Genomic DNA, 13,768 nt, shown 5'->3' on the forward strand with positions numbered 1-13,768 from the left:
GCAGATGACGTCGAGGCATGGCCGGACTCGGATCAGAACCTGGCGGCCAGTGGAACGCGTACACGGTCCACTATCTGAGCGAGCGCGGCCTCGACGGGCTGCGCACCCGCACGGTGTACGCCGCGGGCAGGGAGAAGCCGATGCGCGAACACGGGTGCGAGCAATGCGGTGAGGTCGTCCGGGATCACGAACTCCCGTCCGTCCAGCGCCGCCCACACCTTGGCCGCGCGCACGAGCTGAAGAGTGGCGCGCGGGCTCGCGCCCAGATGCAGGCTCGGATCGGTGCGGGTGGCCTGTGAAAGTGCGACGGCGTACTCCTCGACGGTGGGGGAGACATGCACTGCGCGGGCGAAGCCGATCATCCGCCTGATCGCTCGGGCATCGGCGACCGGGGTGATCGAGGCGAGTGGATTGACGCTGTCGCGCTGACGGAGCATGAGGGCCTCTGCCGCGGCATCCGGATAGCCCATCGAGATGCGCATCATGAACCGGTCGCGCTGCGCCTCCGGAAGTGCGTAGGTGCCCTCCATCTCGAGCGGGTTCTGCGTCGCGACGACGAGGAACGGATCCGGCAGGGGGTGCGTGCGGCCGTCGACGGTGACCTGCCCCTCCTCCATGGCTTCGAGAAGGGCGGACTGGGTCTTGGGGGACGAGCGGTTGATCTCGTCGGCGATCACGATCTGCGCGAAAACCGCACCGAACTTGAACTCGAACTCGCGGTCGACGGGGTTGTACACCGAGACGCCGGTGACATCGCCCGGCAGCAGATCAGGGGTGAACTGGATGCGACGCACCGTCGCGTCGACGCTCGCGGCGATCGCACGGGCGAGCATCGTCTTGCCGACCCCTGGGACGTCCTCGATGAGCAGATGGCCCTCGGCCAGCATGCACGTCAGGGCGCTGCGCACGGCATCCGGCTTGCCGTCGATGACCTCGCCCACCGATGTCAGGATGGCGGAGGTCTGCGTCCGGAACTGCTCGGCCGTGATCTCGGGTGCGGTGTCGTCCATGCGTTCCCTCTCGCCCCGGCACTTCTGTGCGCGTGAATCGATCGTAACCCGCGCGCGCGGCCTGCGCTCCTGTGGATTCGTGGTTCACGATGCCCGTCCCGGTTCGTCTCTCCGCCGAACGCCGGGTAGACTGTCCGAGGCTCTCCGCGTGGCAGCATCCAGGCCAATTCCCCCAGGACGGAAACGTAGCAAGGGTAACCGGGCTCTGCTGGGTGCGCGGAGGGTCCTTTCTTCTCTCCGGGCACTTTGCCGCCCGACGGCCCACCGTTCAGCTTCGCCTGCGAGGATCGTGGTGTGAGCACATCCACCACTCCTGCGCGTTCCGCGGCGATCGGGCGCTTCGCCTCTCCGATCGCTCTCGTCGCGCTGATGTGGGTGATCCAGATCGCTGACGCCGTGCTCCCCGGCTCCTTCACCGGTTTCGGCTTGCGGTCATGGGACTTCGGCAGCCTGCAGGGGCTCGTGCTCGGACCGCTGCTGCACGCGGGATGGGCGCACCTGATCGGCAACACCCTGCCGTTGCTGGTGCTCGGCTGTCTCATCGCCATCGAAGGCGCCGGCCGCTTCTGGATGGTCACCGCGGTCACCGCGCTCGTGGGGGGCGTCGGCACCTGGCTGCTCAACGCACCGGGCACGCTCACGGTCGGTGCGTCCGTGCTCGTCTTCGGGTACTTCGCGTACATCGTCGTGCGCGTGTTCTCGCCTCGGCCGATCGCGCACCGCATCGCGCACGCCCTCATCGCTGTGATCGTGCTCGTCCTGTACGGCGGGTCGATGCTCGCCGGCATCGTCGGCGTGGGCCCCGGCGTCTCCTGGCAGGCGCATCTGTTCGGCGCGGTCGGCGGCGGTGTGGCGGCGCTCGCGGGAGCGCGTGGTCCTCGCAGCCGCGGAGCGCGCGGCACGTGAGCGCAGGCTCGAAGCGCGCCGCCTCCGGCACGCGGGGTCGTGCCGGTTCGCGCGGGCGGGCGGGGCAGCGGACGAGAAGGCGCACGACGAGACGACGGAGACCGGGCGGGCGGGCGGCCTCCCGCGCGACGCGTCGGCCGAAGGACGCACGTCTCATGATCGCGGCGCTCGGCGGGCTCACCCTCGCCGCGCTCCTCATCGTTCTCGTGCCGATGGCGACGTCGAGCGATCCGGTCGCGGTGTGCGTGGACGCGCCGGGCGATCTGCCGGACGCAGGGGTCGAAGGCTGGCAGGGTGAGCAGCTCCACAACGCCGCGATCATCGTGCGCACGGCCTCGGAGCAGGGGTTCGAGCGCGACGGCCAGGTCCTCGGCGTCATGGCGGCGATGGGCGAGAGCTCACTGCAGAACATCGACTACGGCGACTGGGAGACGTCCGGCTTCACCAATCCGGACGGCACGCGCACCAGCAGCATCGGCCTGTTCCAGCAGCAGGAGTGGTGGGGGAGCGTCGAGACGAGGATGGATCCGGCAGCATCCGCCGCCCTCTTCTACGGACGTCTCGCCGGACTCGAGGGGTGGCAGGGCATGGAGCCCACGCATGCGATCCATCGCGTGCAGGTCAACTCCGACCCGAACCACTACGCCCGGTTCGAAGATGACGCGGGCGCGGTGGTCGACGCGCTTTCCGGTCCATGTCCGGCGTAGGGTGGCACCGTGGCGCGGAGCATCTACATCACCTCGGCCGAGGGGCACACAGGCAAGTCCACCATCGCACTGGGCGTGCTCGACGCGCTCATGCGCGTGACGCCGAGGGTGGGTGTCTTCCGGCCGATCGCGCGGTCCTCCGCTGAGCCCGACTACGTGCTCGAGCTGCTGCTCGCGCACGACGGCGTGCATCTCGACTACGACGACAGCCTCGGGGTGACCTATGACGACGTGCGCGACGACCCCGATCGGGCGCTGGCGACCATCGTGTCCAGGTTCAAGGCCGTGGAGGCGCAGTGCGACGCCGTGGTCGTGATCGGCAGCGACTACACCGACGTGGCCAGTCCTGCCGAGCTCGGCTACAACGCCCGCATCGCCGCGAACCTCGGTGCCCCCGTGCTGCTCGTGCTGAGCGGCCGCGACCAGCAGGGCGGTGGTGAACAGCTCGGCACGTCGACAGCGCGTACGGCCGACGCGGTCGGCCAGATCGCCGCGCTCGCGCTCGCCGAACTGCATGACGAGCGGGCAGAGCTGTTCGCCGTCATCGTCAATCGCGCCGATCCGGACGCCCTGCAGCCGGGCGTCGACGCCGTGCGCACAGCGCAGGCCGAGCACACGCCGGTCTGGGCCATCCCCGAGGACCGCACACTCGTCGCGCCGTCGATACGCGGCATCCTCGCGGCCGTCGACGGACGGCTCATCAAGGGCGATCCCGACCTGCTCACTCGCGAAGCACTGGACGTGGTGGTGGCGGGCATGTCGATGGTCAACGTCCTGCCCCGCCTCACTCAGGATGCCGTCGTCGTCATCCCCGCTGATCGCACCGAGGTTCTGCTCGCGACGTTGATGGCGGATGCGGCAGGCACGTTCCCGTCGATCGCGGGGATCATCCTGAACGGACCCTTCCCGTTGCCCGAGTCGATCGAGCGACTGCTCGGCGGTCTGGCCTCGACGGTCCCCATCATCGCCACCGACCACGGCACGTACGACACCGCCGTGCGGGTGATGGGCGCGCGGGGACGGCTGGCCGCCGACTCGCGGCACCGCTACGACCGTGCGCTCGGGCTCTTCCAGACCCACGTCGACATCGCCGAGCTCGCGACGCAGCTCGGACTCGCCGAGGCGCATGTGGTGACGCCGCTGATGTTCGAGTACGGGCTCATCGAGCGGGCGAGCGCGGATCGCAAGCGCATCGTGCTGCCCGAGGGCGAGGACGACCGCATCCTTCGCGCCGCATCGAGTCTGATCGCCCGTGACGTCGCCGACCTGACGATCCTCGGCGACGAGAGCGAGATCCGCGCTCGCGCCACCGAGCTCGGCATCGACATCGGCGCCGCGCAGATCATCAGTCCGACCGACCCGTCGTACATCGAACGGTTCGCCGAGGAGTATGCACGCCTGCGGGTGCACAAGGGAGTGACGCTGTCGCAGGCCGCCGACACCGTCACAGACGTGTCGTACTTCGGAACGCTCATGGTGCACCTCGGTCTGGCGGACGGCATGGTCTCGGGCGCGACCCACACCACTGCGCACACGATTCGTCCGTCTTTCGAGATCATCAAGACGCGTCCTGGCGTGGAGGTGGTCTCCAGCGTCTTCCTGATGGCTCTCGCCGACCGCGTGCTCGTCTACGGCGACTGCGCGGTGATCCCCGATCCCACCAGCACTCAACTCGCAGACATCGCGATCTCCTCTGCCGAGACCGCGCAGCAGTTCGGCATCGAGCCGCGCGTGGCGATGCTGTCGTATTCGACGGGGGAGTCCGGGACCGGCGCCGACGTCGACAAGGTGCGTGAGGCGACGGCGTTGGTGCGCGAGCGCGCCCCCGAGCTGCCGGTCGACGGACCGATCCAGTACGACGCCGCGGCCGATGCCGCCGTCGCCAAGGCCAAGATGCCGGATTCGGCGGTCGCCGGACGCGCGACGGTGTTCGTCTTCCCCGATCTGAACACGGGCAACAACACGTATAAGGCCGTGCAGCGCTCGGCAGGAGCCGTCGCGATCGGGCCCGTGCTGCAGGGGCTGAACAAGCCTATCAACGATCTCTCGCGCGGCGCGCTGGTCGACGACATCGTCAACACGGTCGCGATCACCGCGATCCAGGCTCAGGGAAGTGCCTCGGTGTCGGAGGTCTGAGGCCTCTCATATAGTCAAAGGTGTGAACAGCACCACCAACCAGCGCCTCGCTCAGCTCATCTGGAACATCGCCGACGACGTGCTGCGTGACCTGTACGTGCGCGGCAAGTACCGCGATGTGATTTTGCCGATGACGGTGCTGCGCCGACTCGACAGCGTGCTGGCCGAGACGAAGCAGAATGTGCTGAGTACCAAGAAGACGTTGGATGCTGCGAGCATCGTGAATCAGGATGCTGCGCTGCGACAGGCCGCTGCCCAGGACTTCTACAACACCAGCCCTTTCCTGCTGAAAGATCTGCGTGCGGCGAGCACGCAGATGCAACTGCGCCAGAACTTCGAGGCGTACCTCGACGGCTTTTCGCCGAATGTGCAGGAGATCCTGGAGAACTTCGAGTTCCGCAACCAGATTCCGAGGCTCACCAAGGCTGATGCGCTCGGCACGCTGATCGAGAAGTTCCTTGACCCGACGCTCGATCTGTCGCCGAAAAGCCTCGACAACCACGGTATGGGCAGCCTCTTCGAAGAGCTGGTGCGCCGCTTCAACGAAGAGAACAACGAAGAGGCGGGCGAGCACTGGACACCCCGCGATGTCGTCAAGCTCATGACACGGCTGATGTTCGAGCCGATCGCCGATTCGATTCCCGACGGCACCTATATGAGTGAGTCCGATTGGGTTTAGTGGTCGTAGGCGATGAGTGAGCGTTTGACGGGTGCTCCGATGAGCCAGTTGTGCCAGATTCCGGCTGCGAGGGCGAGGAGCCGTGCGGCGACGCGGGAGTAAATGATCAGCAAGCTCCTTCTGCCTCCGACGACGCTCCTCGCGCTCCGGGCTGATCGCATCCATAGTCACAGTGTTTCTCCTTCAGGGGGGTGAACCTCACCCCCTTACACAGACCATTTGACAGGCTCATGGACGATGACAAGCTCAAGGGCGTCGACAACTGGGACTACTTCGACGAGTGGCTGCAGCGCATCCGCGACATCCGTGCCTCAGAGAAGCGCTTCTATCAAAAGGTGCGCGATCTCTACGCCACCGCCGTGGACTACGAGAAATCCAGCGATCTCGCCAAGACCTTCTTCGCGAAGGTACAGAACAAGATGCTCTGGGCGGTCACCGGTCACACCGCGGCCGAGATCGTCAGCCTGCGCAGCGACCCGCACACCACCAACATGGGGCTCACCTCGTGGAGCGGAACCGTCGTCCGCAAAGCCGACGTAGCTGTCGCCAAGAACTACCTTCAAAATGATGAGATCACGGAACTCGACCTCATCGTGACGATGTACCTCGATTACGCGGAACTGCAGGCGAAGAACCGTCGGCAGATGACGATGGCCGACTGGGCCGCACGGCTGGATGCCTTCCCCGATCACTCATGTTCGCCGCCTGCTCCAGTGCAGCCAACGATTGCGAGATGCAGATGGTGCCGACAAATCTGAATGAAGCAAGCCTCGAAGAGCTCATCGTGGCGCAGATGGTCGCCACCGACGGCACACCTGGCTGGGTGCAAGGCGATCCGAAGAACTTCAACGCCGCATACTGCCTCGACCTCGCCGTGTTCCGCGAGTTCGTCCGCGACACCCAACCCGCGCTGATCGACGTGCTCCACCTTGACAGCGACTCCCCGACCACGCACAAGTTCCTTGCCCGCCTGCAGGGCGAGATCACCAAGAACGGCATCGTCGCCTCCCTGCGTGACGGCGTCACCCACGGGCCGCACCACATCGACCTGTACTATCCGACACCCTCGGCGCACAACGCGAAGGCTGTCGAACTCTTCGCGCAGAACAGGCTTACGATCACCCGGCAGGTGCACTACAGCATCCGCGAAGCCAGCAAGTCGCTTGACCTCGTGGCATCCGTCAACGGCCTGCCCGTCGCAACCTTCGAACTGAAGAACAACATCACCAACCAGACCGTCGAAGACGCCGTCAAGCAGTACAAGACCGACCGTGATCCGCGCGAGCCGATCTTCGCCTTCGGCCGCTGCATGGCACATTTCGCCGTCGACGATCGCCACGTGCGGTTCAGCCCGAAGCTGAGCGGCACCTCGTCGTGGTTCCTGCCGTTCGATCAGGGGCACAACGGAGGAGCGGGCAACCCACCGAACCCCGATGGGGTGATGACCGACTACCTCTGGAAGCGCGTGCTCGCACCGCACAGCCTTGCCAACATCATCGAGAACTTCGCCGCCGTCGTCACCACGAAGGATCCCAAGACCGGCAAGAAAACCTCCTCGGCGATCTTCCCGCGCTTCCACCAGCTCGACGTGGTGCGAAAGCTGCTCGCCGACGTGCAAACACACGGCAGCGGCATCCGCTATCTCATCCAGCACTCCGCCGGCTCCGGCAAATCGAACTCCATCGCCTGGCTCGCCCACCAGCTGATCGGTGTCGAACACGACGGTGCACGCGCGTTCGATTCGATCATCGTCGTCACCGACCGGGTGATCCTGGACAGCCAGATCCGCGACACGATCAAGGGCTTCACACAGGTCGGATCCACGGTGCAGCACGCCGAAAGCTCGAAAGGGCTGCGCGAGGCGATCGAAGCCGGCAAGAAGATCATCATCACGACCGTGCAAAAGTTCCCCTACATCGTGCAGGGTTTGAAGGGCGTGCAGCGCGAGAAGAGTTTCGCGATCATCATCGACGAGGCGCATTCCAGCCAAGGCGGCAAGGTATCCGCGGCACTCGCGAAAGCCCTGTCGAAAGACGGTCTGGACACCGACGTCGAAGACGTGGAAGACGCACTCAACCGGCTCATGGAGTCGAAGAAGATGCTGCCCAACGCATCGTATTTCGCCTTCACCGCCACGCCAAAGAACAAGACGCTCGAGACCTTCGGGCATCCGCACCCGGTGGACGGAGTGATCAAGCATCGCCCCTTCCACACCTACACGATGCGGCAGGCGATCGAAGAGAAGTTCATTCTCGACGTGCTCGCCAATTACATCCCCGTCGACACCTACTACAAGCTCATCAAGACCGTGGAAGACGACCCGGAATTCGACGCGAAACGGGCATCGAAGAAGCTGCGCACCTACGTCGAAGGGCAGAAGCACGCGATCCGGCAGAAAGCCGAGATCATGATGGATCACTTCCACGCCCAGGTGATGCAGCCGCGCAAGATCGGCGGCCAGGCACGCGCCATGATCGTCACCACCTCGATTGCCCGCGCCATCGACTACTACGAAGCAGCCAGCGCGTATCTGGCCGAGACCAAGCGGCCATACGAAGCGATCGTGGCCTTCTCCGAATTCAAGGACGAAGAGGGCAACAAGGTCACAGAGTCCCAGTACAACGGATTCCCCAGCGCCGAGATACCTGCGCGTATCCAGCAGGACCCGTACCGCATCCTCATCGTCGCCGACAAGTTTCAGACGGGATACGACGAACCGCTGCTGCACACGATGTACGTCGACAAGACACTCTCCGGAGTCAAGGCGGTGCAGACGCTGTCACGCCTGAACCGCGCGCATCCACAGAAGCACGACTGCTCGGTGCTCGACTTCGCCAACGAGACCGACGTCATCCAGGCCTCCTTCCAGGACTACTACCAGACCACCGTCCTGGCAGATGAGACCGACCCGAACAAGCTCAACGACCTGGCGGCAGAGCTCGTACGCGAGGCCGTGTTCACACAGGAGGGCATCGACCACTTCGTCGAGCGCTACCTCGCCGAAGCTCCGATCGACGAACTGCACGCGCTGCTGGATGCCTCGGTAGACGAGTACCGCGAAACCATGGACGAAGATCAGCAGGTCGAGTTCAAAGGCGCGGCGAAGGCGTTCGTGCGCACCTACGGATTCCTCTCCGCGATCCTCCCCTACTCGAACGTCTGGTGGGAGAAACTGTCGATCTTTCTCGGGTTCCTGGTGCCCAAGCTCCCCACTCCCGCGGGAGAAGACCTCTCGGCGGGTGTGCTGGAGAGCATCGACCTCGACTCGTTCCGCGTCGAGAAGCGCACGGCTCTCACAATCGCGCTCGCCGACGGCGAAGTCGAGATCGACCCGGTGCCAGGCGCAGGCGCGGGCGGTCGTCCCGACCCCGAGATGGAGCGGCTGAGCGAGATCTTGGCATCGTTCAATGCGCTGTTCGGCAACATCTCGTGGCAGGACGAAGAGCGCATCCGCCAGCGCGTCACCGAGGAGGTACCGGCCTTGGTCGCCGAAGACCCGGTCTATCAGACGGCGATGGCCAACAACGACCAGGCCAATGCCAAGGTCGCTATGGTCGACGCGCTGGGCAAGGTGATGCTGAGCCTCGTGCAAGACGAGACCCAGTTGTTCAAGGAGTACTCGGACAACAGCGACTTCAAGAGGTGGTTCGAAGACGCGGTCTTCCGGGCGACGTATCGACAAAGCGCGTGATGGGGGTGGCTCGTGTGGTTGAGTGAAAGCGTGAGCGTCGTCCTGATCATCAACAGCGGCTCCTCGTCGCTGAAATACAGCCTGATCGACATGGACCGCGAGTCGCCGCTCGGCGAGGGGCTCATCGAGCGCATCGGTCAGGACGTCAGCGCGATCTCGCACACCGCCCGGCGCCGCAGCGACGGTGAAGCCGCACCGACGGTGCTCGACGTCACCGAGAAGAGTGAACGGACGATCGCCGATCATGATGAGGCGTTCGCCGTCATGCTCGAGCAGTTCGAGGCGCACGGCCCCGCACTGGACGAGCACGCGCCGGTCGCCGTCGGGCATCGCGTCGTGCACGGCGGCGCGCGGTTCTTCTCGCCGACGCTCGTGACGGATGCCGTGGAGCAGTCGATCGGCGAGCTCGAGGTGCTGGCGCCGCTGCACAACCCCGCCAACCTCGCCGGCATCCGCGCCGCACGCGCGGTGTTCCAGGACGTGCCTCATGTCGCGGTGTTCGACACCGCATTCCACCAGACGCTGAAGCCCTCGGCGTACACCTACGCGATCGATGCGGCGTTCGCCGAGAAGCACCGCATCCGCCGCTACGGATTCCACGGCACGAGCCACAAGTACGTCAGCGAGCAGGCCGCGGACTTCCTCGGACGCGATCTCGCCTCGCTGCGCCAGCTCGTCTTCCACCTGGGCAACGGAGCTTCTGTCACGGCGATCGACGGAGGCCGCTCTGTGGAGACCTCGATGGGGTTCACCCCGCTCGAGGGGCTGGTGATGGGCACGCGCTCCGGCGACCTCGACCCCGCGGTTCTGGTGCACATCGCCCGTGTGGCCGACTACTCGATCGACGAGATCGACACGCTGCTCAACACGCGCAGCGGGTTGAAGGGTCTGGCCGGGCACAGTGACATGCGCGACATCCTCGCCGGTGTGGATGCGGGTGAGGAGGCGGCCACGCTGGCATTCGACGTCTACATCCATCGCCTGCGCGCCTACGCGGGCGCGTACATCGCGCAGCTCGGCGGAGTCGATGTCATCTCGTTCACCGCGGGCGTGGGCGAGAACGCGGCCCGTGTGCGAGCCGAGGCGCTCTCGACACTCGGTTTCCTCGGGATCGAGATCGACCGGGCCCGCAACGAGGCGCGCAGCCACAGCATCCGGCGCATCTCGACCGACTCATCATCGGCCTCGGTGCTCGTGGTGCCGACGGACGAAGAGCTCGAGATCGCGCGGCAGACCCTGAGTCAGGTCTGAGCGTCGGAACGCGCTTCAAGGGGTTATGCTCGCGAACCCTGCGCCATTACGCTGGCTGGGTGGCACAGTGAGGTGCCGGTCCCTTCGCGCGAAACCCTGGAGGCCCGCATGCCCGAATCTCTGCCAGACCTCGGCCTCACCGAAGGAGTCCTGTTCGATCTGGACGGTGTGCTGACGCCGACCGCCGAAGTGCACATGCGCGCGTGGCAGGCGGTGTTCGACGACGTGTTCGCCAATTGGGGGATCGAACCGGCGTACACCGACGACGACTACTTCGCGTACGTCGACGGCAAGAAGCGCTACGACGGCGTCGCGAGTCTGCTGCGCAGCCGCAACGTCGAGATCGCCTGGGGACAGGTCGATGATCCACCGGATGCTGAGACGATCTGCGGCATCGGCAACCGCAAGAACGCCGCGTTCTCGGTGTCGCTGCGCCGCGAAGGCATCTCTGCCTACCCCGGATCGCTCGCGTTGATCGAGCAGCTGCGGGATGCCGGCATCCGCCAGGGTGTCGTGTCGAGTTCGAAGAATGCCGAAGAGGTGCTGGCGACGGCAGGGATCCGTGAATTCTTCACCGTGGTGGTCGACGGAACGGTCGCCGAGCGCGACGGGCTGGCCTCGAAGCCCGCCCCTGACATGTTCCTCGCCGGTGCCGCCGCACTGGGAGTGGATCCCGCCCGCAGCATCGCCGTGGAGGATGCCGTCTCCGGCGCCGCGTCCGCCGCAGCCGCCGGTTTCGCCACCGTCGTCGGAGTCGATCGCGGAGCCGGCGCCGAGGCCCTGCGCGCAGCCGGCGCAACATGTATCGTCGATGATCTTGCCCGTCTGCTTCTGAACTCGAACGACAACCCGGAGACCGCATGCGATGTACTGAGCGACCGGAGGGAGTCGAAGTGATCGATCGCGAACGCTTCCCTGTCGAACCCTGGCGTCTCACCGAGACCCGCTACGACGAGGACGGTCTCTCCGAGACGCTCTTCGCCGTAGGAAACGGCTATCTCGGCCTGCGCGGCAACCACATCGAGGGTCGCGGCGCGCACGAGCACGGCACATTCCTGAACGGCCTGCACGAGACGTGGCGCATCCGTCACGCCGAGCAGGCGTTCGGCTTCGCCGAGGTCGGGCAGACGATCGTCAACGCTCCCGACGCGAAGATCATGCGTGTGTACGTCGACGACGAGCCGATCTCGTTCGACGAGTCGGACGTCAGGGACTATTCGCGTTCGCTCGACATGCGCACCGGTGTGCTCGAGCGGAGCTTCATCTGGGAGACGCCGTCGGGAAAGCGCATCCGCATGCGTGACGAGCGACTGGTCAGCTTCGAGGAGCGTCATCTCGCGATCCTGAGCCTCGAGGTGACGGTCGAGAACTCGGATGCGCCAGTCACCATCAGCTGCCAGCTGCTGAACAGGCAGGACGGTGGCAGCGTGTACGGCGGTACGCCGAGGGCAGCCAAGAAGGCGGGATTCGACCCCCGCAAGACCGAGAAGATCACCGAGCGGGTGCTGCAGCCGGTCGAGTTCTGGCAGGACGGACTGCGATCGGCGCTGTCCTACGAGACCACGGAATCGGGGATGACCGTGGCGGTCGTCGCCGACCACGTGATCGAGACCGAGAACGAGTACAGCGCGCGCAGGCTCGTCGAGCAGGACGTCGCGAAGAACGTCTTCCGGGTGCAGGCGAAGGCCGGAGTGCCGATCCGCATCACCAAACTCGTCAGCTACCACACCTCACGCGGCGTGCCGGCGAGGGAACTCGTCGATCGCTGCCGCCGCTCGCTCGACCGGGCGCGCGTCGAGGGCGTAGAGGCGCAGTTCCATCGTCAGCGGGAATGGCTCGACGCGTTCTGGGAGCGGTCCGACGTCGTGATCGAGGGGCACGACGATCTGCAGCAGGCCAGCCGCTGGTGCCTGTTCCAGCTCGCGCAGGCGTCGGCACGTGCCGACGGTTCGGGCGTGCCGGCGAAAGGCCTTTCGGGGTCGGGCTACAGCGGGCACTACTTCTGGGACACCGAGATCTACGTGCTTCCGTTCCTGACGTACACGAGCCCGCAGTGGGCGCGCAACGCGCTGCGCGCGCGGGCGCTCATGCTGCCGGCTGCACGGCGCAGGGCCGCGCAGCTGAACGAGGCCGGGGCGCTGTTCCCCTGGCGCACGATCAACGGCGAAGAGGCATCGGCCTATTACGCGGCGGGGACGGCGCAGTACCACATCAACGCCGACATCAGCTTCGCGCTCGGCAAGTACGTGCGCGCCACGGGGGATGTGGAATTCCTCCGCCGGGAGGGCGTCGACATCGCCGTGGAGACGGCGAGGCTCTGGGCGACCCTCGGCTTCTGGCGCGGCACGAACGGCGACGCCACGTTCCACATCCACGGCGTCACCGGCCCCGACGAGTACACGACGGTCGTGAACGACAATCTCTTCACGAACGTCATGGCGCGGTACAACCTGCGCTATGCCGCCCGGGTGGTGCGCGAGATCGCCGCCGCGAATCCGCGTGCGTACGACGCACTCGTGGAGCGCGTCGGACTGGATGCCGGTGAACCGGACGCCTGGGATCGCGCCGCGGAGGCGATGTTCATCCCGTTCAGCGAGAGTCTCGGCATCCATCCGCAGGACGCGATGTTCCTGGAGCGCGAGGTGTGGGATCTCGAGCACACCCCGGACGACCAGCGGCCGTTGCTGCTGCACTACCACCCGCTCGTGATCTACCGGTTCCAGGTCCTCAAGCAGGCCGATGTCGTGCTCGCGCTGTTCCTGCAGGGCAACCACTTCACGCCGGAGGAGAAGCTCGCCGACTTCCAGTACTACGATCCGCTGACCACTGGCGATTCGACGCTGTCGGCCGTCGTGCAGTCGATCCTCGCGGCCGAGGTCGGATATCAGGACCTCGCGCGGGAGTACTTCGAGCATTCGCTGTTCGTCGACCTCGGCGATCTGCACCACAATGCGTCCGACGGCGTGCACGTGGCGTCGGCCGGCGGCGTGTGGACCGCGCTGGTCTGCGGATTCGGCGGGATGCGCGATCATGCCGGCGAGCTCAGCTTCGACCCGCGGCTGCCTGCTGACTGGCCCTCGCTGTCGTATCCGCTGCAGTGGCAGGGCACCGCGCTGCAGGTGACCGTGACCCGCGATCAGCTTCGTGTGGTCGCGCGATCGGGAGAGCCGGTGACGTTCACCGTTCGCGGTGGTGAGCACACGGTGAGCACGGACGACGAGGTCATCGTGGCACTCGCCGATCAGGGGCCGGTGCTGTCGGGGCGTCCGGCGCTCGGGCAGTTCGTGGACGCGCGTCGCGATGACGGCACGCTGATCTCCGCTTCCGTGCCGGTGGTGACGACGACGATCCCGGTGATCAGCGTGTACGAGGACTGAGCCGGAGGTCC

At 65.9% G+C, this 13,768-nt stretch carries 10 protein-coding genes, 1 other RNA gene and 1 pseudogene; 10 read left to right on the forward strand and 2 right to left on the reverse strand.

Annotated features, from left to right (window positions below; genetic code table 11):
* Positions 1-32: 32 nt before the first annotated feature.
* Positions 33-1,010, reverse strand: a complete 978-nt coding sequence (locus J1M43_RS04910; RefSeq protein WP_206476096.1) for a MoxR family ATPase — start codon at positions 1,008-1,010, stop codon at positions 33-35.
* A 135-nt stretch (positions 1,011-1,145) separates the two neighbouring features.
* Here J1M43_RS04910 and ffs point away from each other — a divergent pair.
* The 5 genes from ffs to J1M43_RS17060 all read left to right on the forward strand — a co-directional run bounded on the left by ffs (position 1,146) and on the right by J1M43_RS17060 (position 5,438).
* Positions 1,146-1,242: signal recognition particle sRNA small type (gene ffs, locus J1M43_RS04915), an RNA gene on the forward strand.
* Between the two features lie 62 nt (positions 1,243-1,304).
* On the forward strand, positions 1,305-1,916 hold the full coding sequence (locus J1M43_RS04920) for a rhomboid family intramembrane serine protease (RefSeq protein ID WP_033106598.1): 612 nt from the start codon (positions 1,305-1,307) through the stop codon (positions 1,914-1,916).
* A 155-nt stretch (positions 1,917-2,071) separates the two neighbouring features.
* The gene (locus J1M43_RS04925) at positions 2,072-2,623 is read left to right on the forward strand and encodes a hypothetical protein (RefSeq protein ID WP_235272410.1); all 552 of its coding nucleotides are present in this window, start codon (positions 2,072-2,074) and stop codon (positions 2,621-2,623) included.
* Positions 2,624-2,632: 9 nt separating this feature from the next.
* Positions 2,633-4,759, forward strand: coding sequence for a phosphate acetyltransferase (gene pta, locus J1M43_RS04930; RefSeq protein WP_206476097.1), 2,127 nt, complete (start codon positions 2,633-2,635; stop codon positions 4,757-4,759).
* 22 nt (positions 4,760-4,781) lie between these two features.
* Complete coding sequence (locus J1M43_RS17060; protein WP_206476099.1) at positions 4,782-5,438, forward strand: type I restriction-modification system subunit M N-terminal domain-containing protein; 657 nt, start codon at positions 4,782-4,784, stop codon at positions 5,436-5,438.
* Here the strand turns inward: J1M43_RS17060 and J1M43_RS04940 are convergent.
* Positions 5,435-5,539, reverse strand: a pseudogene (locus J1M43_RS04940) (IS982 family transposase); the annotation flags it as partial. The gene J1M43_RS17060 and the pseudogene J1M43_RS04940 overlap by 4 nt on opposite strands.
* A 129-nt stretch (positions 5,540-5,668) precedes the next feature.
* On the opposite strand from J1M43_RS04940, the gene rhuM reads away from it, so the two are divergent.
* The 5 genes from rhuM (at position 5,669) to J1M43_RS04965 (ending at position 13,757) form a co-directional block, all read left to right on the forward strand.
* Positions 5,669-6,196, forward strand: coding sequence for a RhuM family protein (gene rhuM, locus J1M43_RS04945; protein ID WP_206476101.1), 528 nt, complete (start codon positions 5,669-5,671; stop codon positions 6,194-6,196).
* Positions 6,172-9,129, forward strand: a complete 2,958-nt coding sequence (locus tag J1M43_RS04950; RefSeq protein WP_241245191.1) for a type I restriction endonuclease subunit R — start codon at positions 6,172-6,174, stop codon at positions 9,127-9,129. The genes rhuM and J1M43_RS04950 overlap by 25 nt, the downstream gene beginning before the upstream one ends.
* A 30-nt stretch (positions 9,130-9,159) precedes the next feature.
* Positions 9,160-10,380, forward strand: coding sequence for an acetate/propionate family kinase (locus J1M43_RS04955; RefSeq protein ID WP_206476103.1), 1,221 nt, complete (start codon positions 9,160-9,162; stop codon positions 10,378-10,380).
* Positions 10,381-10,488: 108 nt separating this feature from the next.
* The gene (locus J1M43_RS04960; RefSeq protein WP_052166974.1) at positions 10,489-11,277 is read left to right on the forward strand and encodes a beta-phosphoglucomutase family hydrolase; all 789 of its coding nucleotides are present in this window, start codon (positions 10,489-10,491) and stop codon (positions 11,275-11,277) included.
* Complete coding sequence (locus J1M43_RS04965) at positions 11,274-13,757, forward strand: glycoside hydrolase family 65 protein (protein WP_033106604.1); 2,484 nt, start codon at positions 11,274-11,276, stop codon at positions 13,755-13,757. Before J1M43_RS04960 ends, J1M43_RS04965 begins: the two co-directional genes overlap by 4 nt.
* Positions 13,758-13,768: the final 11 nt, after the last annotated feature.

The organism is Microbacterium sp. KRD172 (genome assembly GCF_017168295.1).
GTDB lineage: Bacteria > Actinomycetota > Actinomycetes > Actinomycetales > Microbacteriaceae > Microbacterium > Microbacterium profundi.